The 26,474-nt window shown below is 72.0% G+C and carries 21 protein-coding genes; 10 read left to right on the top strand and 11 right to left on the bottom strand.

Features of this window, described 5'->3' with window-relative positions:
* Positions 1-269: 269 nt before the first annotated feature.
* Complete coding sequence (locus ABFX50_RS16755) at positions 270-1,700, top strand: amino acid permease (RefSeq protein ID WP_346147374.1); 1,431 nt, start codon at positions 270-272, stop codon at positions 1,698-1,700.
* Here the strand turns inward: ABFX50_RS16755 and ABFX50_RS16750 are convergent.
* Positions 1,697-2,194 (bottom strand): beta-class carbonic anhydrase, encoded by a 498-nt coding sequence (locus ABFX50_RS16750; protein ID WP_346147372.1) that lies wholly within the window; start codon positions 2,192-2,194, stop codon positions 1,697-1,699. The two genes, ABFX50_RS16755 and ABFX50_RS16750, sit on opposite strands and share 4 nt — an antisense overlap.
* Positions 2,195-2,332: 138 nt before the next feature.
* On the opposite strand from ABFX50_RS16750, the gene ABFX50_RS16745 reads away from it, so the two are divergent.
* The 3 genes from ABFX50_RS16745 (at position 2,333) to ABFX50_RS16735 (ending at position 3,736) form a co-directional block, all read left to right on the top strand.
* Positions 2,333-2,644, top strand: a complete 312-nt coding sequence (locus ABFX50_RS16745; RefSeq protein WP_346147370.1) for a hypothetical protein — start codon at positions 2,333-2,335, stop codon at positions 2,642-2,644.
* A gap of 235 nt (positions 2,645-2,879) precedes the next feature.
* Positions 2,880-3,260, top strand: a complete 381-nt coding sequence (locus ABFX50_RS16740) for a VOC family protein (RefSeq protein WP_346147368.1) — start codon at positions 2,880-2,882, stop codon at positions 3,258-3,260.
* 155 nt (positions 3,261-3,415) lie between these two features.
* A complete protein-coding gene (locus ABFX50_RS16735; RefSeq protein WP_346147366.1) occupies positions 3,416-3,736 on the top strand; it encodes a hypothetical protein in 321 nt (106 codons plus the stop codon).
* Between the two features lie 193 nt (positions 3,737-3,929).
* Here the strand turns inward: ABFX50_RS16735 and ABFX50_RS16730 are convergent, their stop codons facing one another.
* From ABFX50_RS16730 to ABFX50_RS16710, 5 genes are all read right to left on the bottom strand, one after another.
* Complete coding sequence (locus tag ABFX50_RS16730) at positions 3,930-6,932, bottom strand: glycoside hydrolase family 3 N-terminal domain-containing protein (protein ID WP_346147364.1); 3,003 nt, start codon at positions 6,930-6,932, stop codon at positions 3,930-3,932.
* A gap of 192 nt (positions 6,933-7,124) precedes the next feature.
* On the bottom strand, positions 7,125-7,592 hold the full coding sequence (locus ABFX50_RS16725; protein WP_346147363.1) for a carbohydrate ABC transporter permease: 468 nt from the start codon (positions 7,590-7,592) through the stop codon (positions 7,125-7,127).
* Between the two features lie 16 nt (positions 7,593-7,608).
* Positions 7,609-10,140, bottom strand: coding sequence for a DNA gyrase/topoisomerase IV subunit A (locus ABFX50_RS16720; RefSeq protein WP_428834694.1), 2,532 nt, complete (start codon positions 10,138-10,140; stop codon positions 7,609-7,611).
* A 78-nt stretch (positions 10,141-10,218) separates the two neighbouring features.
* Positions 10,219-10,788 (bottom strand): GNAT family N-acetyltransferase, encoded by a 570-nt coding sequence (locus ABFX50_RS16715; protein ID WP_346147359.1) that lies wholly within the window; start codon positions 10,786-10,788, stop codon positions 10,219-10,221.
* Between the two features lie 10 nt (positions 10,789-10,798).
* Positions 10,799-12,136: an alpha/beta fold hydrolase gene (locus ABFX50_RS16710; RefSeq protein ID WP_346147358.1), complete on the bottom strand. Its 1,338-nt coding sequence runs from the start codon at positions 12,134-12,136 to the stop codon at positions 10,799-10,801.
* A gap of 117 nt (positions 12,137-12,253) precedes the next feature.
* Between ABFX50_RS16710 and ABFX50_RS16705 the strand changes: the two genes are divergently transcribed.
* Both ABFX50_RS16705 and ABFX50_RS16700 read left to right on the top strand, forming a co-directional pair.
* On the top strand, positions 12,254-13,078 hold the full coding sequence (locus tag ABFX50_RS16705) for a TauD/TfdA dioxygenase family protein (RefSeq protein WP_183646907.1): 825 nt from the start codon (positions 12,254-12,256) through the stop codon (positions 13,076-13,078).
* Positions 13,079-13,136: 58 nt separating this feature from the next.
* Complete coding sequence (locus ABFX50_RS16700; RefSeq protein ID WP_346147355.1) at positions 13,137-15,236, top strand: RecQ family ATP-dependent DNA helicase; 2,100 nt, start codon at positions 13,137-13,139, stop codon at positions 15,234-15,236.
* 16 nt (positions 15,237-15,252) lie between these two features.
* On the opposite strand, the gene ABFX50_RS16695 is transcribed toward ABFX50_RS16700, so the two are convergent.
* Both ABFX50_RS16695 and ABFX50_RS16690 read right to left on the bottom strand, forming a co-directional pair.
* Positions 15,253-15,387, bottom strand: a complete 135-nt coding sequence (locus ABFX50_RS16695; RefSeq protein ID WP_346147353.1) for a hypothetical protein — start codon at positions 15,385-15,387, stop codon at positions 15,253-15,255.
* A 75-nt stretch (positions 15,388-15,462) separates the two neighbouring features.
* Positions 15,463-16,356, bottom strand: coding sequence for a carbohydrate kinase family protein (locus tag ABFX50_RS16690; protein WP_346147351.1), 894 nt, complete (start codon positions 16,354-16,356; stop codon positions 15,463-15,465).
* Positions 16,357-16,514: 158 nt separating this feature from the next.
* On the opposite strand from ABFX50_RS16690, the gene ABFX50_RS16685 reads away from it, so the two are divergent.
* From ABFX50_RS16685 to ABFX50_RS16670, 4 genes are all read left to right on the top strand, one after another.
* On the top strand, positions 16,515-19,400 hold the full coding sequence (locus tag ABFX50_RS16685; RefSeq protein WP_346147349.1) for a bifunctional acetate--CoA ligase family protein/GNAT family N-acetyltransferase: 2,886 nt from the start codon (positions 16,515-16,517) through the stop codon (positions 19,398-19,400).
* 627 nt (positions 19,401-20,027) lie between these two features.
* Positions 20,028-20,618: a DUF5998 family protein gene (locus tag ABFX50_RS16680; protein WP_183646900.1), complete on the top strand. Its 591-nt coding sequence runs from the start codon at positions 20,028-20,030 to the stop codon at positions 20,616-20,618.
* Positions 20,619-20,913: 295 nt separating this feature from the next.
* Positions 20,914-22,080, top strand: coding sequence for an alkaline phosphatase family protein (locus ABFX50_RS16675; RefSeq protein ID WP_346147347.1), 1,167 nt, complete (start codon positions 20,914-20,916; stop codon positions 22,078-22,080).
* Positions 22,077-22,889, top strand: a complete 813-nt coding sequence (locus tag ABFX50_RS16670; protein ID WP_346147345.1) for a sulfurtransferase — start codon at positions 22,077-22,079, stop codon at positions 22,887-22,889. Before ABFX50_RS16675 ends, ABFX50_RS16670 begins: the two co-directional genes overlap by 4 nt.
* On the opposite strand, the gene ABFX50_RS16665 is transcribed toward ABFX50_RS16670, so the two are convergent.
* The 3 genes from ABFX50_RS16665 to ABFX50_RS16655 are packed head-to-tail and all read right to left on the bottom strand — an operon-like array spanning position 22,855 to position 26,434.
* A complete protein-coding gene (locus ABFX50_RS16665; RefSeq protein ID WP_346147343.1) occupies positions 22,855-25,440 on the bottom strand; it encodes a CHAT domain-containing protein in 2,586 nt (861 codons plus the stop codon). The genes ABFX50_RS16670 and ABFX50_RS16665 overlap by 35 nt on opposite strands.
* Positions 25,437-25,883: a peptidase associated/transthyretin-like domain-containing protein gene (locus ABFX50_RS16660; protein ID WP_183646893.1), complete on the bottom strand. Its 447-nt coding sequence runs from the start codon at positions 25,881-25,883 to the stop codon at positions 25,437-25,439. The genes ABFX50_RS16665 and ABFX50_RS16660 overlap by 4 nt, the downstream gene beginning before the upstream one ends.
* Complete coding sequence (locus tag ABFX50_RS16655) at positions 25,880-26,434, bottom strand: RNA polymerase sigma factor (RefSeq protein WP_312895521.1); 555 nt, start codon at positions 26,432-26,434, stop codon at positions 25,880-25,882. The genes ABFX50_RS16660 and ABFX50_RS16655 overlap by 4 nt, the downstream gene beginning before the upstream one ends.
* Positions 26,435-26,474 lie beyond the last annotated feature (40 nt).

Here is a 26,474-nt window from a genome sequence, read left to right as displayed (position 1 = left end):
GGAGCCGGGAGCCGGGAGCCGGGAGCCGGGAGCCGGGAGGCGCGGGCGGGTAGGGCGAGGGCCACCGGACGGCTAAGCCTTCGTAATGTCCCGGATCCCGCACCCGGGGCGGCGGACCGAGGCGCGAGGCCGGTGCCGCCGGTGTCGCCGGGACTTCACGCGATCCTTGAGCTGCCATTCGAGCCGGCATCGCACCGATCACCCCGTTGACCTGCCCCTTCTCCTGGTGCCATGCCTGTGGCTACCGTGAAAGGGGGGAGGCGGTCGCCATGATGTCAACGCAGGACTCATATGGCGGTGGATCGGGGATTCTTCGCCGCAAACCGGTCAGCCAGATCGCCACGGAACACGAGGGTGAGCTCTCTCGTACGCTGGGCCTCTGGCAGCTCACCGCCATCGGCATCGGCGGCATCATCGGAGCCGGGATCTTCGCGCTGGCCGGAGCGGTCGCCAACCAGACGGCCGGGCCCGCGGTCCTCATCTCCTTTCTGATCGCCGGCATCGCCAGCGCCGCGGCAGCATTCTCGTACGCCGAGTTCGCGGGCATGATCCCGAAGGCGGGGTCGGCCTACACCTACAGCTACGCCGTACTCGGCGAGATCGTCGGCTGGTTCATCGGCTGGGACCTGCTGCTGGAGTACACCGCCATCGTCGCGGTCGTCGCGATCGGCATCTCCGGTTACTTCGGCTTCCTGGTCGGTCAGCTCGGGATCAATCTGCCCGCCTGGATGCTCGGCGCGCCGGGCACCGGTGAGGGGCGCGTCGTCGACCTGTTCGCGGTGGTGCTGTGCCTGCTGATCGCGTTCCTGCTCACGCTCGGCATCAAGACGGCGGCCAGGTTCGAGACGATCGTGGTCATCATCAAGGTGGCCGTGGTGCTGCTCGTGATCGTGGTCGGCTACTTCCACATCAACACCGCCAACTACACGCCGTTCTTCCCCTTCGGGGTCGCAGGGGCGATCACCGGCGCGGCCACCGTGTTCTTCGCCGTCTTCGGCTACGACGCGATGAGCACGGCGGCGGAGGAGTCGAGGGACGCCCAGAAGCACATGCCAAGAGCGATCATCTACTCGCTGGTCATCTCCATGGTGCTGTACGTGCTGGCCTGCCTGGTGCTCACCGGCATGCAGAACTACACGGAGATCGACCCCGAGAGCGGCTTCTCCACGGCGTTCGCCTCGGTGGGCCTGTCAGGGCTGGCGGGCATCATCGCGGTCGGCGCCATCATCGGCATTCTGACCGTCATGTTCACCTTCATGCTCGGCGTCACCCGAGTGTGGTTCTCCATGAGCAGGGACGGCCTGCTGCCGCAGTGGTTCGCCAAGCTGGATCCCGTACGCAGGGTGCCGACCAGGGTGACCTGGATCGTCGGCGTCGCCTCCGCGATCATCGCGGGCTTCCTCCCGATCAGGGAGGCCGCGGAGCTGACCAATATCGGGATCCTGCTGGCGTTCGTCGTGGTGTGTGTCGCGGTGATCGTCCTGCGCTACCGGCAGCCGGACCTGCCCCGCTCCTTCCGCGTGCCCGGCATGCCGGTCGTGCCGGCCATCGGGGTGATCTTCTCGATCTGGCTGATCACGTTCCTGGCGCCCTCGACGTGGCTGCGGTTCGCCGTCTGGTTCCTGATCGGCCTGATCATCTACTTCCTCTACAGTCGCCGTCACTCCGCGCTCAACACCGAGCGCGGCGAAAGGCGCTAGGGCATTTCGACCGGCATCAGCTTGCCCGTGTGGACGTCGTAGATCGCCCCCGCCAGTGGCAGTCCGGCGGGTAGGAAGGGGCTGGTCCTGATGCGGGTGAGGTCGTGGCGGAGGGCGGCGTCCTGATCGGGCACGGTGTGGAACTCCAGGCTGCGGGTGTCCACGCCGTTCTCCTGGGTGAGGGCGTGCACGTCGGCGTCGGTGACCTTCGCCATCCCGCAGTCGGTGTGCGGCATCACCAGCACCCGCTGGACTCCGAGCAGGTACACCGCCAGGACGAGGGTACGCAGGACGTCGTCGGTGACCCTGGCTCCCGCGTTGCGCAGGATCTTGGCGTCACCGGCCCGCAGGCCCAGCAGGCCGAGGGGGTCGATGCGGGAGTCCATGCAGGTCACGACGGCAAGGCCACGCGCTGCCCTGCCCGTGAGGCCCGAGTAGGCGAACGCCCGTGCATACGTCTCGTTGGCGGCGAGGAGGTCGTCGAACGCAGTCATGCCATTGATGATTCCGCATGCCCGTTTCGTGTTGGTTTCCGGGGGCTGATTGGCGGCAAGTTGTGGAAGAACCCACGATCACCGCTCACTTTGCGTGATGATGACGTTGCCCAACGTGTGTGACCTTAGAGGATGGACGTGAGTAGGACCGAATCGCTCGCCGCGTACCTGCGCGCGCAGGGGCGTCGCCGCCTGGACCGGGTCGAGGCGGCCGACGACGGGCACAACGCCCGCTGCGCCCTGGCGCTGCTCGACGCGGCCGCCTACACCGAGAGCCTCCCCGAGGACGACCCGCTCATCGAGATGCTGGAGAAGGCGGGGTGTTTCGGACCTCTCGGGTTCGACGAGTTCGCTCCTGGCGAGGAGGGGGCTCGCTTCATCCGCGACTGGTCCGGCAGTGAGCCGCACGAGCTCCTGCTCGCTCTTCCTGCCGTCACCGCGTCCGCCTGACACCGGAGCTGGGGGTTCTGGCCACCGCCGCGTGAGGTGGCGCGGGAACCCCTCCTGTACGCCCACGCCGTCTCATCTCGTCGTGCCGTGCCCCCAGCTCCGGGCTTCACCATGGGCGCCCTCCGCGATCGCGATCATCGCAGGACGCCGCGAGGTCCCTGGGATAGGGCCGCCCTTCCTGGGAATGTCGGTAGGCCCGTGTATCAACAGCGGGCACGGAGGAGAGGAGAGCTCGATGTCGGGAATCGCGCGGATGCGCTCGACCGTCCTTGACTGCGCCGACCCACAGCGGTTGGGCCGCTTCTACGCCGAACTGGTCGGCTGGGAGGTCACAGGGGACGAGGACGACTGGGTGGTCGTCAGCGACGGCGGCCGTTTCCCCCGCCTGGCCTTCCAGAAGGTCGACGACTACCGCCCGCCGGCCTGGCCCGGAGCCGAGATGCCGCAGCAGTTCCACCTCGACGTCACCGTCGACGATCTCGAGAAGGCGGAGGCGCAGGTGCTGGCCATCGGCGCCACCAAGCACGAGTTCCAGCCGAGCGAGGAGGGCGACTTCCGTGTCTTCCTCGACCCTGAGGGGCACCCGTTCTGCCTGTGCCTCGCCGAGGACGGCTGACCGCCCCCTGCCGTCCGCCCCCTGCCGCCCGCGCCCTCCGACCGGGCCGCGAGACCGCGACCCGGCCAGGCGCGAGGTCGCGACGGTGTCTCGGCACGGGCACGGGCCGCCCCTGCCGCGCGGGTGCGAGCCGACCACTCGTCCACGAGCCGCTGGTGGGCGCGCAGCGACTGGAGCTCGGCGCGAGCGTCGGCGCCCTCGTCGTCGCCGTGGACGAGGGCGCGGTGCCGTCCAGCCAGAAGACCGCCTCCTGCGGCGCGGCCTCGACCCCGGGCAGGATCTCCACGCTGTCGGCGCGGCCCAGTGGCGCGAGCAGCAGCAGCGGCGGCGTGTTGAGCGCGTGGGCGAGCACGAGCAGCTCGGGGACGGTGACCGACGCTCGGTGGCCGCTCTCCAGCTTGGCCAGGTTCGAGCGCTCCATGGGCAGGCCCATGGCCGTGCAGCGGTCGGCGAGTTTCTGCACGCTGAGGCCCTGACGGGTGCGGTGATGCCGGACGTTGTCGGCCACCAGGCGGGTGTAGGCGGCCGTCCAGGGCGTGGTGCTCGAGCCCGGCACGGAGGTCCTCTCCGCTCGGGGGGTGCGGACGGAATGATCCACGCTAGACGATCTTCGACGCCGTAGACAAACGGGGCGGGCGCGCAGCGCGCGGCCCGCCCCTTCGAAACCGGTCAGCGGGCCGACTGGGTCAGGAGGTCCACGGCCTTCCTGAGGTTGCCCGCCGCCAGCTCGTGATCGGCCGCCGCCTGCAGGTCGGGCCTGCGCCCTGCCGCCTGCGCGACGTCCCTCGCCACCGACACCACCGCGTCGTCCTGGGCGAAGGTGTCGCTACGCGAGCGCTCCAACAGCGCCGCCGCCACGCCCAGCGAGGTCAGCACCACTCTGGTGTCCCGCACCGACCCGTCCGCCGTCCAGTTGCGCGAGGCCAGAGCGACGCTCAGCGCCGCCGCGGCCGCCCTGGACGTCCCGTCACCCTTGGCCAGCTGGTCGCGCACCGCCTTGAGGCGTGGCCTCGCAGGGTCGGTGCGCAGGCCCCAGCCGTAGGGGAAGAGCGGGTCGTAGGCGGCGTCGCCCACGTTGAGCGGCAGCTGCCCGGCCGTACGGAACCAGGAGAAGGGCAGCCTGCCGGTGTACGGCACGGCCCCGAACAGCGGGTCGCTCACGCCCGCGCCCTCGGTGCCCGGCAGCCATGACGCGACGACGGCCTCGACGCCCGAGAGGTCGCCCAGCGAGAGCGGCCGTCCCGACACGACGAGCACGACGCACCTGAGCGCCCCGCACACCTTGTCCACGGCCGCGCGGTCGGCGGCCGACAGGTCGAGCGTGCGACCCTGGCGGCCGACGTCTCCGAAGCCCTCGGCGTACGGCGTCTCACCCACGACCACCACGCCGACGTCATGACCGGCCAGCGGCGCCGACGCGTCGGCCGAGTGGGTGACGGAGGCGGCGCGTCCCCTGATGCCTTGCAGGATGGTCGTGCCCTCGGTGATCGGTCCCGAGGAGCCCTGCCAGCTGATCGTCCAGCCGCCGGCCTGGTTGCCGAGGTCGTCGGCGTTGGAGCCGGCGAGGTACACCTTCGCGGAGGAGGGCAGCGGCAGCAGCCCGCCGTCGTTCTTCAGCAGTACCTGCGACCTGGCGGCCGCCGCGCGGGCCACCTGCCGGTGCTCGGCCGAGCCGACGTCGGGCAGGCCCGACCTGTCGGCGTAAGGGCGTTCGAAGAGGCCGAGCTCGAACTTCTGGGTGAGGATGCGCGAGACCGCGTCGTCGATCCTGGACTGCGCGACCCGCCCGGCGGCGACCTCGGCGGTCAGGGTGTCGACGAAGCTCACGTAGGCGTACGGGACCATGATCATGTCGAGTCCCGCGTTGATCGACGTGCGGACGTCGCTCGGGTAGTCGCCGGGGATCTGGTCGATGGCCTGCCAGTCGCTGATCACGAAGCCCTTGAAGTCGAGCCTGCCCTTGAGGACGTCGGTGATCAGCTCCCTGTGGGCGTGCATCTTGGTGTCGCCGACGCTGGAGAAGGACGGCATGACGGTGCCCACGCCGCGCCTGACCGCCTCGACGAACGGCGCGAGGTGGATGGCCTCCAGTTCGGCCCTGCTGCCGGTGAAGACGCCCTGGTCGATGGTGTAGTCACCGGTGGTCGAGGAGCCGAAGGCGGTGCCGCCGTCGGCCACGTAGTGCTTGGCCGTGGCCAGCACGCCGTTCTTCTGCAGCCCGTCCACGATCGAGGCCATCCGCGAGACGAGCGCGGGGTCCTCGCTGAAGGACTCGTAGGCCCTGCCCCAGCGGTCGTCGCGCGACACGCACAGGCACGGCGCGAAGTTCCATGGGATGCCGGTGGCCTTGACCTCCCTGGCGGTGATCTTGCCGGTCCGCTCCACGAGCGAGGGGTCGCGGGTGGCGCCCAGGCCGACGTTGTGCGGGAAGATCGTCGCGCCGATCACGTTGTTGTGGCCGTGGACGGCGTCGACGCCGTAGATCAGCGGGATCTGCAGCCTGGTCTGCTGGGCGCGCAACTGGTAGCCGTCGACCATGTCCGCCCAGCCCTTGGGCGTGTTGGCGGCCGGCGCCGAGCCCCCGCCCGACAGCAGCGAGCCGAGCAGGTAGGTCGCGATGTCGTCCTGCTTGGCCAGCGCGCCCCGCTCGGCCTGCGTCATCTGGCCGATCTTCTCCGCCGGGGTCATGCGCGCCATCAGGTCGGCCACCCGTTGCTTCACCGGTTTGCGGGCGTCGAGGTACGGCAGCCCGTGCGCGTCGATCACCACGACGGCGTCGTCGGCGGGTGGCGTGACGCCCTCACCCGACAGCACGATCGGGATGGTCTCGGCGACCTCGGCGTCGGAGTCGCCCTTGGTGGTGACCGTGAACGTCTTCACCGTTCCCGCCGGCGTGCCCGCGGGGAAGGTCAGCGTGCCCTCGGCGGGGGTGTAGTCCGAGCCTGCGGTCGCCGTACCGGAACCGGTCTTGTAGTGGACGGTCAGGTCGGCGGGCGGGACGGCCGAGACGGCCACGCCGACCTGCGCCGAGCCCTTCTCCTTGACCGGGTAGACGGGCGCGGTGGTGGTCAGGCGCACGGGGCGGGGCGGGGCGGTGCCGTACACCTGGACGTCGTCCCACAGCAGCGTGCCCGAGGAGGCGGACGGCAGGCGCATCGAGTAGCCCCACATCGTCTCCAGGTCGAGCTGCCCGTCGGTGGGCGCGCCACCCGGCTGGTAGTCGCCGCGCCTGACGAAGTCGGCGAACTTCACCTCGACGCGGCGCCAGCCGGCCTCGGTGTCGGTGAACGACGACTCGAACAGCTCCGAGCTGCCCGGCCCGCCGCCGCCGTCCTTGATCTCGAAGAAGATCTTCTGGCCGGAGCCCGTGCCCTTCACGGAGAAGGCGAAGCCCTCGTACGGTGTCCAGTCCTGGCCGGCGGGCAGGTCGTGGGACCAGCCGCCCCACTGGCTGACGTTGTAGACGGTCTTGAGCACGCGGCTGGTGTCGGTCTCGATGCTGAGCGTGGGGGTGGAAGCGCCGTCGTTGCCCCAGGCCACGACGCCGGGCGGCAGCGTGTCGCTCTCGAAGTCGGTGACGGTCAGCGGGGCGGCCGCCTGCGCGGCGGTGGCCAGGCAGGCCGATAAGAGCAGGGTGATCGCGCTGAGGGCGCCGATGCGGCGGGGGGTCACTGCGCCTCCTGAGGGAAGAGAGCGCTCTCTTGAGCGCACCATCCCGAATTCAAGGCGTGCGGTGCAATCGCGTCAAGGCGTTCTTTCTGATCCGTCGCGCAGCCAGAGCGCGCTCTCCTTGGGGTACGGCGCCGCGTCGCGCGGTCGACGTGCGCGGTGCCGAACCTGGGCTCGTAGCCGCAGGCCCAGTGGTCATCCCTTGAGGGCTCCGTGCATGATTCCCTGGATGATCTGCTTGCCGAACAGCATCGCCACGACGAGCAGCGGGATCGTGGCGACGGTCGTGGCCGCCAGCGTGAAGGAGTAGTCGACGGAGTAGCCGCTGGAGATGGCCGACAGGCCCACCTGGACCGTGGCGTTCTCCGGGGTCAGGACGACCAGCGGCCAGAAGAAGTCGTTCCAGGCGTTCATGAAGGTCAGCATGCCGAGGACGGCGGCGGCCGGCCTGGCCAGCGGCAGCACGACCCGCCAGAACAGGCCGAACGTCGTGCACCCGTCCACCCTGCCGGCCTCGAGCAGCTCCGTCGGGAGGGCGGCCGACAGGTACTGGGTCATGAAGAACACGCCGAACGCGCTGACCAGGTTCGGCGCGATGACCGCGGCCTGGCCTTCTCCAGAGCCAGACTGCGCGAGTGGTACCGCACAGGGCCCCGCGACCACGCGGGGCCCCGGCGCGTCAGGAGGGCTGGGGCGCCTCAGCGGCGAACGACCCCTCGGCGGGCGATCCCTCGGCGGGCGCCTCCTCGGAGCCGGCCCGCAGCGACCCGCCCACCGCGGCGATCGTATGCGTCAGGCGCAGCCCCGACCCGTCGCGCCTGCTGACCTCGTCGGGCAGCGGCACCGGCTTGCCCACCGCGGAGACCGCCTTGGCAGGGCCGGGCCCCGCCCACGCCAGCAGCAGCACGTCTTCGCCCTTGAGGAAGCGCTGCGCGCGCACCCCGCCGGTGGCCCTGCCCTTGGGGGGGAACTCGGCGTAGTCGGAGACCTTGCCGCCGCCCACCTGGGTGCCCGGCAGCGCGGTGGACGAGCCGGCGATGGTCACGACCTGGGAGGGACGCGAGGGGTCCACCGCGCCGAACCAGATGACACCGGCGCCGTCGTCGAGCCTGATGCCCGCCATGCCGCCGGCGGGCCGTCCCTGTGGGCGCACCGCGGAGGCGGGGAAGCGCAGCAGCTGCGCGTCGGAGGTGATGAAGACCAGGTCGTGCTCCTCGGACTCCAGCTCCACCGCTCCCACCACGGTGTCGCCCTCCTTCAGCCCGATGACCTCGAAGTCGTCCCTGTTGGCCGGGTAGTCGGGCACCACCCGCTTCACCACGCCCTGGGCGGTGCCCAGCGCCAGACCCGGGCCCGAGGGGTCGCACGAGCCCAGGCCCACCACGACCTCGCCAGGCTCCAGCGAGACGTACTCGGCGATCGGATGGCCGCCCGACAGCGACGGCGGGTTGGCCGAGGGCGGCAGCGTCGGCAGGTCGACCACGTTGACGCGGATCATGCGGCCCTGCGAGGTCACCACCCCCACGTCGCCCCTGACCGAGCTGCGCACCGCCGATATCAGCACGTCGTGCGCGGCGCGCTCGGCCCCTCCGGCCAGCGGCGAGTCGTCGGTCGTGCGGGCCAGCAGCCCCGTGGACGACAGCAGCACCAGGCAGGGGTCGTCGGGCACCTCGAGCGTCACCGCGGCGCTGCGCGTGACGCCCGAGGCCTCCAGCAGCACCGTACGGCGCGGCGTGCCGTACTGCTTGGCGACGTCGGCCAGCTCGCCCGAGACCACCTGACGCAGGCGGGTGTCGGAGGAGAGGATCTCGGTCAGCTCGGCGATCTCCCTGGAGAGGGTCTCCTTCTCGCGGTCGAGCTCGAGCTTGTCGAAGCGGGTCAGGCGGCGAAGCGGGGTGTCGAGGATGTAGGCGGCCTGGATCTCCGACAGCTCGAAGACCTCCATCAGGCGGGTGCGCGCCTGGGCGGAGTCGTCGCTGGAGCGGATGACCTGGATGACCTCGTCGATGTTGAGCAGCGCGACGATGAGGCCGTCGACCAGGTGCAGGCGCTCCTCGCGCTTGCGCCTTCGGTACTCGGACCTGCGTCGCACGACCTCGATGCGGTGGTCGACGTAGACCGACAGCAGTTCGCGCAGGCCGAGCGTACGGGGCTCGCCGTCGACCAGCGCGACGTTGTTGATGCCGAAGGTCTCCTCCATCGGCGTGAGCCGGTAGAGCTCCTCCAGCACGGCCTCGGGGATGAAGCCGTTCTTGATCTCGATGACCAGGCGCAGGCCCTTGTGCCGGTCGGTGAGGTCCTTCAGGTCGGCGATGCCCAGGAGCTTCTTGGCGTTGACCAGCTCCTTGATCTTGGCGATCACGCGCTCGGGGCCGACGTTGAAGGGCAACTCGGTGACGACGATGCCCCTGCGGCGCGGCGTGATCTGCTCGACCGCGCACTTGGCGCGCATCCTGAAGGTGCCGCGCCCGCTCTCGTAGGCGTCGCGGATGCCCTGCAGCCCGATGATCGAACCGCCGGTCGGCAGGTCGGGGCCGGGCACGTACTTCATCAGCTCGTCGAGCGTGGCGTCGGGCTTCTTGATCAGATGGCGGGCCGCCGCGATGACCTCGACGAGGTTGTGCGGCGCCATGTTGGTCGCCATGCCGACCGCGATGCCGGTCGTGCCGTTGACCAGCAGGTTGGGAAAGGCCGACGGCAGGACGGTGGGCTCGGTCTCCTGGCCGTCGTAGTTGGGCTTGAAGTCGACGGTGTCCTCGTCGATCGACTGCACCATGAGCATCGCCGCGGGCGCGAGCCTCGCCTCGGTGTACCGCATCGCCGCGGGCAGGTCGTCGGGCGAGCCGAAGTTGCCGTGGCCGTCGACCAGGGGGATGCGCATCGAGAACGGCTGGGCGCAGCGCACCAGGGCGTCGTAGATGGCGGTGTCGCCGTGGGGGTGCAGCTTGCCCATCACATCGCCCACGACGCGCGAGGACTTCACGTGCCCGCGGTCTGGGCGCAGGCCCATCTCGCTCATGGAGTAGAGGATGCGGCGCTGGACGGGCTTGAGCCCGTCGCGCGCGTCGGGCAGCGCGCGCTGGTAGATCACCGAGTAGGCGTATTCCAGAAAACTCGTGCGCATCTCGGCGGAAACGTCGATGTCGACGATCCGCTCCTCGAAGTCCTCGTCAGGAGGGGGTGTGGTCGTCCGTCGGGCCATGTCGAACATTGTGCCGAAGAATCTCGGGTGCCCGCGACACCGCTGACCCTTTGTACGGCTTGCGGCCCCGTCATGATCGGCTCGCGGTCAGGGCCTGGCGCCAGGCCACGGTCCCGGAGTCGTCCCCTCGTCCACGTCGCCGGGCTCGTTGAGCTTCTCGTCGTAGACCTCGAAGCCCCTCGCCCGGTAGTTGGCCAGGGCGGCGGGGCCGTCGAGCGAGCAGGTGTGCAGCCAGACCCGCCGGGTCTCGGGCAGGGAGGGCCAGCGGGTGGCCAGGTCCCAGGCGCGGGCGGTGCCGACCGAGAGCAGGTGGCCGCCCACGCCACCGCCGATCGCGTACGGCAGCAGCCCGAAGTAGGCGATCTCCACCTGCGCCCCCTCCTGCGGCTCCAGCTCCACGTAGCCAGCGGGGGTCCCCCTGTGCCAGGCGACCCACGTCTCGACGCCCGGCCTGGTCAGGTGGGTCATCCACTGGTCGTAGGTCCAGGCGAGCCGTTCGGTCCACTGCCAGTCGCCGCCGACCGCGGTGTAGAGGAAGCGGCCGAACTCGGGCGAGGGCACCTCGGCCCTGACCACCTCGACGGGCAGCCGAGGCTCCCTCGCGGGGATCAGGGCGTCGGGCGAGCGCTGCTCCAGGTACCAGGTGATGACATCCACGCGCGCTATTTCAGCACGTCGTCCCCGGCGCTGGGACCACCAGGCCGGTCAGGTAGCGGTTGAGGTGCCCACGGGCGCACTCGTTGGAGGGGTACAGGGTGTGCCCCGGCCCGTCGTGCCTGACCAGGCCGCTGCCAGGCACCTGCGCCAGCACCCTGGCCACGGCGTCGGACTCGCCCCACGCACCAGCGCCGACCAGCGGCGGCAGGCCCTTCGGCAGCGGCGCGGGCGGGTTGGTCACCCCGGCGGGCCAGCCCACGCAGTTCAGCGTCGCCGTGGCCATCGTGCCCGCCGTCCCCGTGTTCGGCGCGATCCTGTTCAGACGGGCGACGGTTGCGGCCATGTCCTTCCTGCCGGCGAAGCGCGGCCAGTCCGTGCACTCGGTGACGCCGTTGGCAGCGTCGGGGAAGCGCAGGCCGCGGGCGGGAACGAAGCCGGAGGCGTCGCCGCGGGCGGCCTTGGTGATCGCCTCGGCCAGCGCGCTCCACCCCTTCGGCCCTTGCCGGACGAAGGACTGGGCCAGTCCCTGCAGGTCGCGGCCGTCGTAGGCCAGGCCCGCCCCCGCGGGGATCGGGGTGCGGTCGGCCTTGGCGACCAGCTTCTGCCAGAAGGCGGGACGGCAGGCCTCGCGCTCGCAGGAGGCGAAGTAGCGGCCCATGGCCTGCTCGTTCTGCAGGGCGCTCAGCTCCAGCTCCCTGTTCCAGTCGGCGGCGCTGTGGTTCCAGGTGCCGTCCAGCACCATGGCGCGCACCTTGCCGGGGAAGAGCCTGGCGTAGGCCTGGCCGTAGAACCCGGCGTAGGAGGCGCCGTAGAAGGTGAGCTTGGGCTCGCCGATGGTCTTCCTGATCGCCTCCATGTCCCTGGCGTGGTCGGCCGAGCTCATGTTGGCGAACAGCTCGGGGTCGCTGCTCCTGCAGGGCTCGGCCAGGCCGCGGTTGAGGTCGGAGAGCCTGGCGAAGTCGGCGTCGTCCTCGGGGAAGGCGGGGATCGGCACACGCGTCCACGTGCACGGCAGGGCGGTGCTGGTGCCCTGGACCTGCTTGCCGTAGCCGCGGGTGTCCCAGGTGACGATGTTCATCCGTTTCCGCAGCTCGGCCCACATCTGGGGCATGGTCTCCGTCAGCAGGATGCCGGGCGCGCCCGGGCCGCCGTAGGCGATCAGCACCGAGCCCTCGGCCTTGCCGGTGGCGGGCAGCCGTCCGACCTTGAGGGTGATCGCGCGCCCTTCGGGTCTGTCCCAGTCGACGGGCACGCTCACCTCCGAGATCTCCATCTTCTCCGTGGGGGCCGGCGAGGGGGAGGGCGCCGGGTTCAGCAGCGCGAGCGTCAGCGCGAGGTGTGTGATCATGCCGACCAGGCTCCCGGCCTCCAGGCCCCCGCGCATCAGACCACGGTCTGATCCACGACTTGACCAAGCAATTGCTTGGCAAGTACGTTCCGTGCAGAGGAGACCCCTGGAGGCGTCATGATCGAGTTCCATCCGGTGACCAAGCACATCGGCGCCGAGGTGACCGGCGTCGACCTGCGCAAACCGCTCTCGTCCGAAGAGGTCGCCACCCTCAGGCAGGGCTGGCTCACGCACCTCGTGCTCTTCTTCCGCGACCAGCACATCGACGACGACCAGCACCTGCAGTTCGCGCTCAACTTCGGCACGCTCAACCACCCCGCCTTCAAGAAGGACGGCGCCAGCCCCATCCACGTGCTCGACCAGACCGACCCCAAGGGGGAGGGCGGCGACGAGTGGCACAGCGACAACACCTTCGAGCCGACCCCGCCGATGGGGTCCCTGCTGCGCTGCGTCCAGCTGCCCAGCGTGGGCGGCGACACCCTCTGGGCCAACACCTATCTCGCCTACGAGACGCTCTCGCCGCCGCTGCAGCGCCTGTGCGACGAGCTGACGGCCGTGCACGACATCACGGCCTCCATGAAGAAGGCCATCTCCAAGGGCCACCCCTTCGACCTGGCCGAGGTGCAGGCCAAGTGGCCGCCGCTGGTGCGCCCCGTCGTCCGCACCCACGCCGAGACGGGCCGCAAGGCGCTGTTCGTCAACCGCGCCTCCACCACCCGCCTGGTCGGCCTGTCCGACAGGGAGAACGAGGCGCTGCTGCCGCTGCTCATCGACCACATCCGCTCGCCCGAGTACCAGGTGCGGCTGAACTGGCGGCCGGGCACGCTGGCCTTCTGGGACAACCGCTCCACCCAGCACTACGCCGTCGCCGACTACACCGAACGCCGCCGCATGCACAGGGTCACCGTCAACGCCTTCCCCGAGCACGCGGACGCCTCCTGACCCCTCCTTCGGGCGCTCGCGGGCGAATTCGTCGGCGAGACCTGGTAACAAGGAGCACATGACTGAAGCAGTCGCGATGATGCGGGAAGAAGCCGAGACCCACCTGCGCGCGCTGGCCGGGGAGCACGCGCGGCTGCGCGACGACCAGTGGACGGCGATCGAGGCCCTGGTGGTCGAGCGGCGCAGGGTCCTGGTCGTCCAGCGCACGGGGTGGGGCAAGTCGGCCGTCTACTTCGTCGCCACCGCGCTGCTCAGGGAGCTCGGCGAGGGCCCCACGGTCATCGTCTCCCCGCTGCTGGCGCTGATGCGCAACCAGATCGCCGCCGCCGAGCGGGCCGGCATCCGCGCCGTGACCATCAACTCCGCCAACCCCGAGGAGTGGGAGGAGGTCTACGGGCGCGTGGCCGAGGGCCTGGTCGACGTGCTCCTGGTCAGCCCCGAGCGGCTCAACAACCCCGACTTCCGCGACAACGTCCTGCCCGAGCTCGCCGAGAGCGCGGGCCTGGTCGTGGTCGACGAGGCCCACTGCATCTCCGACTGGGGCCACGACTTCAGGCCCGACTACCGCAGGCTCGCCACGCTGTTCGAGGAGCTGCCGCCAGGCATCCCCGTGCTGGCCACCACCGCCACGGCCAACGCCCGCGTCACCCGCGACGTGGCCGAGCAGCTGCGCTCGCCCATGGGCGACGACGAGGGCACGCTGGTGCTGCGCGGGCCGCTGGAGCGCGACAGCCTCCACCTGTCGGTGGTCAGGCTGCCGACCGCCGAGCAGCGCCTGGCCTGGCTGGCCCAGACACTCAACGAGCTGCCGGGCTCGGGCATCGTCTACACCCTCACCGTGGCCGCCGCCCATGAGATCGCCTCCTACCTGCGCGAGCAGGGCCACGAGGTGGCCGCCTACTCCGGCCAGACCGAGCCCGCCGAACGGCTCGCGGCCGAGGAGGCCCTGCTCAACAACAAGATCAAGGCACTGGTCGCCACCAGCGCCCTCGGCATGGGCTTCGACAAGCCCGACCTCGGGTTCGTCATCCACGTCGGCGCACCGCAGTCGCCCGTCGCCTACTATCAGCAGGTCGGCAGGGCAGGCCGTGGCGTCGAACGGGCCGAGGTCATCCTGCTGCCCGGCACCGAGGACCGCGACATCTGGGCCTACTTCACCTCCCTCGCCTTCCCCTCTGAGCAGGTGGTCCGCGCCACCCTCGGCGCGCTGGAGGCAGGCGGGGTGATGTCCACCCAGGCGCTCGAGACGGTCGTCGACCTCAGCCGCAGCCGCCTGGAGATGATGCTCAAGGTGCTCGACGTCGACGGCGCCGTCCGCAGGGTCAAGGGCGGCTGGACGGCCACGGGCGAGGAGTGGGCCTACGACGCCGAGCGCTACGCCCGCATCGCCGCGGAGCGCAGAGCCGAGCAGGAGGCCATGCTCGGCTACCTCACCACCACCGAGTGCAGGGAGGAGTACCTGCGCAGGCGGCTCGACGACGACGCGGCGACCCCGTGCGGGCGCTGCGACAACTGCACCGGCCGGCACCGCTCGCCCGAGATCGCGGCGGTGGCGGTCGAGAGCGCCCGCCAGACCCTGTCCAGGCCCGGCGTCGAGGTCGAGGCCCGCAAGCAGTGGCCCACCGGGCTGCAGGACCTCTCCGGGCGCATCAAGCCGGAGCTGGGCGCCGAGCCGGGCAGGGCGCTGGGCAGGCTCACCGACATCGGCTGGGGCAACCGGCTGAGAGAGCTGTTCAACGGCCCCGACACGCAGCTGCCCGACGACATGTTCAAGGCCGTCATCCAGGTGCTGGCCGCGTGGGACTGGAAGGAGCGGCCCGTCGCGGTCGTCAACGTGCCCTCGGTGTCCAGGCCGCAGCTCGTGCGCGGCTTCGCCGAACGGCTGGCGAGCGTGGGGCGGCTGACCTACCTCGGCGAGCTCGGCTACCGGGCGGGCTCGCCCGGCCAGCAGTTCAACAGCGCCAAGCGGGTCCAGGCGATCAGGGGGACGCTCGCGATGCCCAAGGAGCTGGGCGCGGCGATCGCCCAGTGCGGCGGCCCGGTCCTGCTGATCGACGACAGGGTCGACACGGGTTGGACGATGACGCTCGGCGCGGCGCTGATCCGCCACGCGGGCGCGCCCGCCGTCCTTCCCCTGGCGCTGGCCACGACGTCCTGACGGGTCGCGAGGCGCGTCAGGACGCCACGCCCATCGGGCACCCCGTCGGGCTGACCTGAAGGTTCGTGGCGCTCCTGCCGCGGATCAGCGCCGACCTGTTCCACAGCAGCGGCAGCAGCGACGCCTCCCGCAGCACCAGCCTCCCGGCCACCTGCCACGGTCGAGACGGCCGGGCTCAGGTCGGGCGGTTCACCTCTGTCGGGCAGCGGCGGCTGCAGCCTGTGCGTCAGAGGCGCGGGCGAGCCCCGAGGTGGGAGATCGCCTTGGAGGCGAGGGCGCAGCCGGCCGACAGCGCCTCGGCCGGCGGCTTGCCCGCCAACCACGCGGGAAGGAAGCCCGCGCAGAACGCGTCACCCGCGCCCGTGCCGTCGACCACCCGCTCCACGGGCTCGGCCGCCACCCTGACGGGCTCGGGGCGGCCGTTGGTGTACCACAGCGCGCCGTCGACGTTCATCTTGATGACGACCTGCGGGAACCAGGCGGTGAGCACCTTGGCCGCGGCCTCGGGGTCGTCGCGGCCGGTCAGCACCTTGGCCTGGTCGGAGTTGGCGAACAGCAGCTTGACGCCGTTGGTCCACTCGAGGAACGGCTCGGCGCCGGTGCGCTCGAGCGGCGCCGAGGACGAGCAGTCGACCGAGATCGACATGCCGGACCTGCGCGCCATCTCCAGCGCCGCCAGGCCCGCCTCACGGGAGCCCTCGTTGATCAGCGTGTAGCCGGACAGGTGCAGGTGGCCGCCCGAGTTGAACAGGTCGCGCGGCAGGTCCTCCGGCGACAGCGCGGCGTTGGCGCCAGGATCGGAGAGCATGGTGCGCTCGCCCTTGTGCGTGACGAGCACCACGCAGGTGCCGGTCGGCCGCTCGGGATCCATCACGAGCCTGGCGTCCACGCCGTAGCCCATGAGCTCCATGTCGCGGTTGCGCCCTGTGATATCGGCGCCACGGCGGCCGATGAAGGCGACCTCGGCGCCCTCGACCGCCAGCCAGGAGGCGATGTTCGCCCCCGACCCGCCACCGTGCATGGTGACGATCGCCGGGGTGTCACTCGCCCTGGCGAGGGCGTAGCGGGCGCGCGCGACCGCATCGGTCATGAGATCGCCCACCACCACGACCCGCGTCATGATGTCACCGCCTTGCTGCAATCCTTCGCGCCTGACGCCGAAAAACTTAACAGCTTCGGGCCTGCTCGTGGGGCATACACCGGACACCCGGTCCTAGTCGATGCACAAGCGTTGCCCAACGGGCGCCGCATGTGAGGCACGGGTCTACGCTCGGGACTGTGGAGGCTCACTATCCCGCCCACTGGGAGGCGGACGTCGTCCTGGCCGACGGTGGCACGGCGCACGTGCGGCCGATCAGGCCTGCCGACGCCGACCGGCTCAGGGCGTTCTACTCACGACTGTCGGCCGAATCCATCTATTTCCGCTACTTCGGGCCCAGGCCCAAGCTGTCGGACCGCGAAGTGGCCTTCTTCACCAACGTCGACTACGTCGACAGGGTCGCCCTGATCGCCACGATCGGCACCGAGATGGTGGCCGTCGTCCGCTACGACCGCACGGCTCCGGGCGAGGCCGAGGTCGCCTTCCTCGTCGAGGACGCCCACCAGGGCAGGGGCGTGGCCTCGGTCATGCTGGAGCACCTGGCCGCCACCGCCCGCGAGCGCGGCATCGAGACCTTCATCGCCGACGTGCTGCCCGCGAACATGAAGATGATGGGCGTCCTGCGCCAGGTCGGCTACACCGCCCAGAGCCGCTTCGCCGACGGCGTGGTCCGCATGACGCTCGACCTCACCCCGACCGAGACCTCGGACGAGGTGACGGCCTCACGCGAGCACCGCGCCGAGGCCCGCTCCATCGCCAGGCTGCTCACGCCCGGCTCCGTCGCCGTCATCGGCGCCTCACGCGAGCCGGGCGGCGTCGGCCAGACCGTGCTGCGCAACCTCCTGGCCGCCGACTTCACCGGGCCCGTCTACCCCGTCCACCGCGAGGTGCGGGCCGTGGCGGGCGTGCGGGCCTACCCGAGCGTCAAGGACATCGACGGCGAGGTCGATCTCGCGGTGCTCGCCGTACCGGCTGACAGCGTGATCGACGTGGTCAAGGAGTGCGCGGAGAAGGGCGTGCGCGGCCTGGTCGTGGTCTCCTCGGGCTTCGGCGAGACGGGGCCGAAGGGGCGGGCGCGCCAGGACGAGCTCGCCCGCATCGCCCGCGCGTACGGCCTGCGCGTGGTCGGCCCCAACTGCCTCGGCATCGCCAACACCGACCCGGCCGTACGGCTGAACGCCACGCTCGCGGCGACCGTCCCCGGCAGGGGCAGGGTCGGCTTCTTCAGCCAGTCGGGCGCCCTCGGCACCGCGCTGCTGCAGCGCGTCGCCCAGCGGGGCATCGGAATCTCCAGCTTCGTCTCGGCGGGCAACAGGGCCGACGTGTCGGGCAACGACCTCCTGCAGTACTGGGAGGAGGACGAGGCCACCGAGGTCATCCTGCTCTACCTGGAGTCGCTGGGTAACCCGCGCAAGTTCGCCCGCCTGGCCAGGCGCATCTCGCGCCGCAAACCGATCGTCGTGGTGAAGAGCGGCGGCACCACCCAGGGCGTGCCCATCGGCCACTCCGCCTCCGCCCTGCGCCTGCCCGACAGCGCGCTCAGCTCGCTGTTCGACCAGGCGGGCGTCATCAGGGTCGACGACCTCATCCAGCTGTTCGACGTCGGGCAGCTGCTGGCCTGCCAGCCGCTGCCCGCGGGGCCGCGCGTCGGCCTGGTCACCAACTCCGACGCCCTGGGCCTGCTCGCCGTCGACGCGTGCGTCAGCGCGGGGCTCGAGCCCCGCCCGCCGGTCAACCTCGGCGCGGCGGCAGGGGCCCAGGAGTTCGGTACGGCTCTCGCGGGCGTCCTCGCCGACCCGGACGTGGACGCGGCGGTCGTCATCTACATGCCCCCGATCCCCGGCGACTCCGCTTCGGTGGCGGCCGAGCTGGTGAGGGTCTCGCGTGAGGCGGGCAAGCCGGTGCTCGCCACGTTCGAAGGACAGCTCGGGATGCCCGCCGAACTGCGAACCGACCCGGCCGCCCTGCCCGAACGCGGCTCGGTGCCCTCGTACGCGGCGCCCGAGGAGGCGGTGCGGGCGCTGGCCGACGTCGTGCGGTACGCGCTGTGGCGCAAGCAGCCGGCGGGGGCGCCGCCCGACCTCGACCACATCGACACCGCATCGGCCCGCACCCTCGTCGCCCAAGCCCTGACCCACCCTCCAGCCGAACCCCCCGCATCCCCCGAGGGGACCGCAGCCGAAGTCCCGGAGCTCGTGGGTCAGGAGACCTCAGCGGACGGCCCGGTAGGCATTCCGGCCGAGGTCCCGGGATCCACGGGTCAGGAGAGCTCAGCGGTCGACCCGGTAGGCACCCCGCCCGAGGTCCCGGGATCCACGGGTCAGGAGAACTCGGCGGCCGACCTCGTAGGCACTCCGGCTGAGGTCCAGCCGGAGGAGTCGCCGCGGGCCGACGTCGGTCCTGTCGAGATCGACCCCACCGAGCTGCTCGCCTGCTACGGCCTCACCGTCTGGCCCGCCGAGATCGTCCAGACCCCCGACGACGCCGTCGCCGCCGCCGAGCGCCTGGGCTGGCCGGTGGTGCTGAAGGCCGCCGACCCCGAGGCCGCCAAGCGGGCCGGCACCGTACGCCTGGGTCTGACCTCACCCGCGGCCGTCCGGCAGGCCCACGCCGACCTCGCAGGACAGCTCGGCGCGGACGTGGTCCTCGCCGTCCAGAAGATGGCACCCCAACCTGCCGTCCCCACGGTCGTGAACGTCCTGGAGGATCCCGCCTTCGGCCCTGTCGTCTCCTTCGGCCTCGGCGACGTGACGGCCCGCCTCCTGCGCGACCGCGGCTACCGGCTGGCCCCTCTCACCGCGGAGGACGCCGCGGGCCTGGTGCGCTCGGTGGAGGCCGCGCCGCTGCTCTTCGGCGAGTACGGCTACCCGCCCGTCGCCGTCGGCGCGCTGCAGGAGCTTCTGGTGAGGGTCGGCCGCCTGGCCAACGACCTGCCGGAGGTCGCCAGACTCGACCTCGACCCCGTCCTGGTGGGGGAGTCGGAGGTGTTCGTGCTGGGCGCGCGCGCCGTCCTGAGAAGCCCCGAGGGCCCCCGCCGCGACGGAGGCCCCCGCCGCCTCGCCTGACCTGAGCCCCTCAGACGACAACGCGTCACCTCACCCACCCTCGGGGGTCCAACCGCCTCGGCCGACCCCTGAGACGAAGCCTCTGGCCCAGACAACGAGAGCCCCGCCCCGCCCCGCCCCGGTTCGGGCACGGGAAGCGGGAGCCCCGCCCCCAGTCCGGGCACGAGAAGCAGGAGCCCCGCCCCGGTCCGGGCGCGGGGAGTGAGACCCGCCCCGGCCCCGGCCAGGGAGAACCGGAGGATCGCCCATGCCCGGGAGTGGGAGGTGTGCTCCCGCCTCAGGTCAGGGAGAACCGGAGGAGCGAGCGCCCCGACTGGACACCGGGACGTCCGCCGCCTCTTCTCGGTGCCGGGACAGGGACTGCCGGCTCGTCCGAGCGCCCGCAGGGGAGCCGACCGCCGCGCTGAGGCGGTCGGGGCACGGCCAAGGGCGGCCGGGGATGCCCGCTGTTCCGGCAGGGTATGCCGCGGAACGGGATACGAGTTGGCGAAATGTTATGTCAGGCAATTGTCCGCCATGGCGCTCTATAAAAGTATCCGGTAAAGCGATATGCATAACGTATTAGGAAATGTCCGGATATGTGCCTGTGAGTGTGAGCGGTGTCCGAGGGCTGGCAGGATGGATGCCATGAGGGAAACCCGAGTCTCAGCCGCGGGCCTGCGTGAAGCGATCGAGCGCAGCGGCTACTATCCCGACCTCGTCACCGATGCGGTCGAATCCGCGCTGGGCAAGGAGGCGGTGACCGCCTACGTGGTGCACCACGAGGCCACGTTCGACCCGGCCATGGAGGTGCGCAGGCACGTCACGGTGCTGGTCCTGACGGGCTCCCGGCTGCTGGTCTGCCACACCGACGAGCACCCGCCCGCCGAGGGCGTCTCGGCCTCCCACGCCTCCACCACCACCGAGGCCGTACGGCTCAGCCGCGTCCAGTCGGTCGCGGTCACCAGGGTCGTGCCCGATCCCGCCTCCTACGTTCCCGGGGTGCCGCCCACCGAGGCGACGCTCACCATCGGGTGGGGCGCCATCTCCCACGTCGACCTCGAACCCGCCACCTGCGGCGACGAGAACTGCGAGGCCGACCACGGCTACACCGGCGCGATCACCGCCGACGACCTGTCGCTGCGGGTCAGCGAGGCCGCCGACGGTCCCGAGGCGGTGGGGCACGTGCTCGCCTTCGCCAAGGCCCTGTCCGAGGCCACCGCTCGCGCCGCCACCTGACCTCCCGCCACCCCGTGCCCCCGCCTCCGCGCCCTACGCCACCGCCCCGCGCGTGCTCGTACCGCCCCCATCGCGCGCGGGCCGAGGCGGAGCCCCTGCGTGCGCCCCCTGTGCGCGGGGCGAGGTCAGGGGCCCGCTTCCCCGCGCCCCGCCGCGCACCGGACTCGCGAGGGCGCGCCGACGCACGTCCCCTGAGCGGCGGTGGCGCACGCGTCCGGCCGCCCTGGCCCCGGCGAGCTCGAGCGGAGGCCCGCACGAGCGCGCACCCATCCGAGTTCGACACCTCAGGAGCGTGATGGACGGCAAGCCCCCCCAGCCCATGGTCCCCGCCTACGGCGGCAACTCCCTGGCCGACCTGCCGAGCTCACTCCTCGCCGCCCTCGGCGTCCCGAGCCGCGACCAGGGCGCCCGGTCCGCGGATTCGGACAACCTCCTGGATCTCGCCCCCGCCGACCGGGTCTGCCTCTTCCTGGTCGACGGGCTGGGCGCCGAGCTCCTGCGGGCCCACGCCGACCGCGCCCCCTTCCTGTCCTCGGCCACCGCGAGGCGTCTCACCGCGGGCTTCCCCTCGACCACCGTGACCAGCCTGTGCTCGCTCGGCACCGGCCTGCCTCCCGGCGAGCACGGCATGCTGGGCATGACGCTGGCCGTGCCGGGGGAGCGGCACCTGTTCAACTGCCTGCGCTGGACGCTGCCCAAGGGCATGCCGCCGATGGACCCCTCCGAGTGGCAGCCCGCCGAGACCGTCTACCAGCGCGCGGCCAGGGCGGGCATCACGCCCAGCTACGTCGGGCCCGCCGCCTTCGAGGGCACGGGCCTGACCGAGGCCGTCTACAGGGGCGTGCGCTACGTGCCCGCCGACACGGTGGAGGAGCGCGTGGCGGGGGTGAAGGCGATGCTGGCAGGGCCCCGCGCCCACGTGACCGTCTACCACGGCGACCTCGACGCGACAGGGCACCTCGTGGGCTGGGGCAGCCCCCAGTGGCTCGACCAGCTCGAGCTGGTCGACGACATGGCCGCGCGGCTGGCCGAGACGCTCCCTCCCGGCTCGGCGCTGTACGTCACGGCCGACCACGGCATGGTCAACGCCGTGGAGAAGATCGACGCGCAGGCCACGCCCGCCCTGAGCGAGGGCGTGGCGATGTTCGGAGGAGAGGCCAGGGCCAGGCACGTCTACACCGAGAAGGGCGCCGCTCCCGCGGTGCTCGAGGCATGGCGTGAGGTGCTGGCGGGCAAGGCGTGGGTGGTGTCCAGACAGGAGGCGGTGGATTCGGGGTGGTTCGGCCCCGACGTGCGCAGGGAGTGGATGGGCAGGATCGGCGACCTCGTCGCCGTGCCGTACACCGACTGTGTCATCCTCGCCTCTGCGACCCACCCGATCGAGGCGGCCTTCGTCGGCTACCACGGCTCGATGACGGCCGCCGAGCAGCTTGTCCCACTTCTGGAGGTGTCCACCCGATGACCAGCCCTCTGATCGGTCCATCCGAGCTCGCCGCGCTCGAAGGGGCCGCCCTGCTCGACGTGCGCTGGCGTCTGGGCGGCCCGCCGCAGCGTGAGGCCTACGCCGAGGGCCACATTCCGGGCGCCGCCTTCTGCGACCTCAACGCCGACCTGGCCGCGCCCGCGGGCGAGGGCGGCCGTCACCCGCTGCCTTCCGCGGAGGCGTTCACCGCCTCCATGCGCAGGCTCGGCGTGGACGGCTCGCGCCCCGTCGTCGTCTACGACGACGCCGACGCCACCGCCGCGGCGAGGGCCTGGTGGGCGCTGCGCTACTTCGGCCACGAGGACGTCAGGGTCCTCGACGGCGGCTTTCGCGCGTGGCAGGAGGCGGGCCTGCCGGTCACGAAGGACGTCCCGGAGGTCACGGGCGACTTCACCGCCAGGCCGGGCGGCATGCCGGTGCTGTCCGCGCAGGAGGCGGGCGCGCTGGCCAGCACCGGCGTGCTGCTGGACGCCCGCGCGGGCGAGCGGTACAGGGGCGAGGTCGAGCCCATCGATCCGGTGGCCGGGCACGTGCCGGGCGCCGTCAGCGCCCCCACCACGGAGAACGTCGGCCCCGACGGCCGCTTCCTCGATCCGGCCGCGCTGCGCTCCCGCTTCGCCGTGCTCGGCGCGGTCGAGGACGTGCGGGTGGGCGCCTACTGCGGGTCAGGCGTGACGGCCGCGCACGAGGTGCTGGCGCTGGAGGTGGCGGGGGTCCGCGCGGCGCTGTACGTGGGCTCGTGGTCGCACTGGATCACCGACCCCTCGCGTCCCGTCGCGACCGGCTGACGACCACGGGGTGCTCGCCCGCGCCGAAACAGGCGAAGCCGGGCACCCTCGTCTTGCTGGAGGCCGTGGCCAGTGCGGCGGCGGGCGGCTCGCCTGCGGCGATGAGGTTGTGGAAGAGCGTCATCAGCGCCAGCGCCTCGTCGTCGGGCACCGGGATGAGCCCCGCCACCACGCAGGCGGCGCCCCTGGCCAGGAACGTTCCCGCCAGCCCGAGCGGCGCGCCCTCCGCGGGCACCCTGGCCATCCCCGAGTCGCACGCCGACAGCACGACCAGGCGCGGCGGGCAGTCGTGGGTGAGCAGGTCGTAGGCCATCAACGGCCCGTCCTCCAGCTCGATGCTCGACAGCAGCGGGCTGCGGGAGTGGAAGGTGCCGTGCGCGGCCAGGTGCAGCACGTCGGCCCTGCCGAGCGCGTCGGCGACGTCGGCGAGGCGTCCGCGCACCAGCTCGGTGCGCCGGTGGGCGGCCAGCACCCGCTCGACCTCGGTGGCCGCATGCCGCAGCCCGGGGCCCGCGGCGGCGATCACCAGCGGTTGCGCGCGGCGAGCCCGCTCACGGGCCGCCAGCCACGCCGCGGCGCTGGGCACGACGCTCACCGGCCTGGCGTGCAGGCACGGCAGCACCGACCAGGGCAGCGTGTGCAGGGGGCCGGCGGGGACGATCACCAGAGCGCGGCCGTCGATCTCCTCGGCCACCTCCTCCAGCAGCAGCCGCTGGAGGATCGTGGCCTCGGCGAGCACCGGGTTGGGGCCGCCGTGCCTGCCTCCGGGGGCGGCGTCGCCCAGGCTGGCGCGGCGCAGGCCGTACCTGAGCCTGACGACGGCCTCGGACACGGTCGCCGTGTCGGCGACCCTGCGCAGGGTGATGCCCGTGGCGGTGATGACCAGGACCAGCAGCGCGTCGTCGTGGCAGACGAACTCCACCAGGGCCGCCCCCGCCAGCGCGGACCTGACCGCTGTCATGCCGGGCGCGTCGGGGCGCCCGCCCGCCACCGCCCGCCACCGCTCGGCCCAGGCGAACACCGACTCGGGCTCGCGCGTGTCGATCGCCAGCCCCAGGCCGAAGGAGGCCAGCCGATGCCCCGCGCGGGCCATGTGCGCCCTGAGCGAGGGATCGTCGAAGCGCCCCGCGTCGGAGCCGACCTCCCGCAGCCCTCGATGCACCGCGGCGAACGCCGCCGCGCTGTCGCCGCGCAGCCCCGCCAGCACCGCCGCCGCGTGCCATCGCACGGGGGACGGCACGCCGTCGCAGGGGTCGGGCTCGCCGCCCGGGTAGGCGGCCTGCTGCGCCGAGGCCAGCGGGATGAGGTGGCGCAGGCTCAGCGCGGGCGCGTCGAGCAGCGGGGCCAGATGGCGCGCCTCGCGCGCGGGACGCCGCGCCGCCGCCTCGGGGTCGAGCAGTGACAGCTGTGCCGTGGCCGTCTCGGTGTCGCCCAGCGTGAGCGCCAGCTCGGCGGCCGCCAGCCGTACGGCGGCAGCCTCGGCGGCGAAGGAGGAGGAGGCGAGGTCGTGCGCGCACGCCAGCAGCCGCTCGAGCAGCTCGCGAGAGGGCGGCTCCAGGGCGAGCCTGGCGCGCAGGACCACCTCGGCCGCCAGCCGCCAGGAGTCGCAGCCCTGGGCGCTCAGCTCCGCCTCGGCCCTGCGGGCCACGGCGAGCGCCTGGCGCGCGTCGCCGGTGACCAGCTCGACCTGCGCCAGGCGCAGCCTCGCCTCGGCCAGCGCCACCTGCGCGCCCGCGGCCTCCAGCTCAGGTACGGCCAGGCTGAGCATCGCCCTCGCCTCGCCAGGCAGGTGGGCGGCCAGCAGCGCGCCCGCGAAGTCGGCCCGCATCGTGGCCAGGCGCTCGGGGTAGCCGAACAGGGTGTCCTCGCACGCCCGGTAGTGGGCGAAGGCCGCGGGGATGTCGCCCTGCCGTACGGCGAGAAAGGGCAGGTTGGCCGCGGCCAGCCTGGCCAGGTGCGCCAGCCCCGCGCGCTGCGACAGTTCGAGACAGGAGGCGATGTCGCGGGTGGCCTGTGTCCAGCGGCCCTGGTAGGCGTGCACCAGCCCCCTGTTGAGCAGCCCACCCGCGCGAAAGCGCTGGTCGTCGATGGTGCCCGGCGCCTTGGCCAGGACCGCGAGCGCCCTGTCGCACGAGGCGACGGCCTCCTGGTGGCGGCCGAGGTGCGCCAGCGCGACGGCCCGCTGGGTGTCGAGCTTGGCGCGGTCGAGCGGCGACAGGTAGGCCCACGCCATGGCGGCCACGCGCAGCGCCTGCAGCGGGTGGCCGCGCTGGGTGCGCACGCTCACCAGCGACAACCGCGCCTGGGCCAGCCGCTCGGCCGGGGCGCCGCTCGTGGCGATCGCGCGGCGCAGATGGCTCTCCGCGGTCTCGAGATCGCCCAGCTCCCTGCAGGCCAACGCCATGGCACGCAGGGCGATCACCACCGCTTCGACGGCCCCTGCCTCCTGCGCGGCGGCGAAGACCGCGCGGGCGCTGTCCAGCGCCCGCGCGGGATCCATCCCGGACTGGAGGATCGCCTCCTCCGCCCGCGCGACCAGCCCTTCTGTCACGGACGGATCCGCACCCATCGGGTGGCGACGGGCGTGAACCCCGGCCGGTGGCACACCACGCTGAACCAGCCGGGCGGCAGGCCGGTGGCGGCGAACTGGCCGGTGGACGGCAGGTCGCGCGACACCGTGAGATGCGGCGTGCGGATGTCTATCGTGGCCCCGTCGCCGGGATGCGGTGTCACCCGCCCCGCCAGGTCGATCAGGCCGTCGCCGATGGTCACCTCCAGATCGAAGGAGAAGTCCTGGGTGGCGAACCTGACCAGGCGTGGCCCGTCCGCGTCGCGAGTGTCGCGGGTGGCGACGCTCTCCGCCGGGGCGGCGGTGTCGGCCTGGGCGAGACGCAGCGCGAAGGTGTCGCGCGCGGCGGCCGAGACATGGGCGGGAACGGGGTCGTGTCCCGCGGCGATGCGGAGCGCGGCCAGTAGGTACTCGTCGTCGATCATGGCACCGTTTCCTCTTGAGAGATCAGGGTGCGCAGCTTGTTCAGACAGCGAAGTCGAGTAGGCCCGACGCTGCCGGTCGGCACGCCCAGCCGAACCGCCAGTTGGTGCGTTCCCGCCTCGGGAACCGTCGCCACCAGGCGGAGCAGGGTTCGGCATGGTTCGTGTAGTGCGGACACCGCCTGCCAGAGCAGACGTCCCTCGTCGGCCTCGAGAATGAGCGAGGCAGGGTCGGGATCGAAGGGACCGCCTTCAGGAAGGCAGAGGTGCGGGCGCAGCCCCGCGCCTCTCCGGGAAATCAGCAGAGCCTCACGTCTGGCCGCCGTGGCGAGCCAGGCGCCCACGCTCGCTGGGTCCCTGATCGAGTGCAGATTCTCCAAAAGCCGCAACCACGCACCCTGGACGGCGTCCGCGGTGTCGGCCTCGTTCAGCCCGCACGCGTGAGCGACCGACCACATCCGCTGCCCGAACCGGCCGACCAGGCCGGTCCATGCGGAGTGGTCGCCGTCGGCAGCCGCCTTCAGCAGCTCCTCCGGGAGACGGTGGTCGCTCACGATGCCTCCTCGTAATGAGACGAGGACTGAGAGTAAACCT

Origin of the sequence: Nonomuraea recticatena (assembly GCF_039533245.1) — a bacterium.
Classification (GTDB): domain Bacteria; phylum Actinomycetota; class Actinomycetes; order Streptosporangiales; family Streptosporangiaceae; genus Nonomuraea; species Nonomuraea roseola.
Note: the sequence above shows the minus strand (reverse complement) of the source record. Positions and strands in the feature narration are given on the sequence as shown.

Bases quoted from the DNA above. Each gene is read 5' to 3' on its own strand.
- ABFX50_RS16720 (WP_428834694.1), bottom strand. From the start codon at position 10,140: ATGTTCGACATGGCCCGACGGACGACCACACCCCCTCCTGACGAGGAC.
- ABFX50_RS16670 (WP_346147345.1), top strand. From the start codon at position 22,077: ATGACCAGCCCTCTGATCGGTCCATCCGAGCTCGCCGCGCTCGAAGGG.
- ABFX50_RS16755 (WP_346147374.1), top strand. From the start codon at position 270: ATGATGTCAACGCAGGACTCATATGGCGGTGGATCGGGGATTCTTCGC.
- ABFX50_RS16750 (WP_346147372.1), bottom strand. From the start codon at position 2,194: ATGACTGCGTTCGACGACCTCCTCGCCGCCAACGAGACGTATGCACGG.
- ABFX50_RS16675 (WP_346147347.1), top strand. From the start codon at position 20,914: ATGGACGGCAAGCCCCCCCAGCCCATGGTCCCCGCCTACGGCGGCAAC.
- ABFX50_RS16690 (WP_346147351.1), bottom strand. From the start codon at position 16,356: ATGACGCGGGTCGTGGTGGTGGGCGATCTCATGACCGATGCGGTCGCG.
- ABFX50_RS16740 (WP_346147368.1), top strand. From the start codon at position 2,880: ATGTCGGGAATCGCGCGGATGCGCTCGACCGTCCTTGACTGCGCCGAC.
- ABFX50_RS16705 (WP_183646907.1), top strand. From the start codon at position 12,254: ATGATCGAGTTCCATCCGGTGACCAAGCACATCGGCGCCGAGGTGACC.
- ABFX50_RS16660 (WP_183646893.1), bottom strand. From the start codon at position 25,883: ATGATCGACGACGAGTACCTACTGGCCGCGCTCCGCATCGCCGCGGGA.
- ABFX50_RS16700 (WP_346147355.1), top strand. From the start codon at position 13,137: ATGACTGAAGCAGTCGCGATGATGCGGGAAGAAGCCGAGACCCACCTG.
- ABFX50_RS16710 (WP_346147358.1), bottom strand. From the start codon at position 12,136: ATGATCACACACCTCGCGCTGACGCTCGCGCTGCTGAACCCGGCGCCC.
- ABFX50_RS16680 (WP_183646900.1), top strand. From the start codon at position 20,028: ATGAGGGAAACCCGAGTCTCAGCCGCGGGCCTGCGTGAAGCGATCGAG.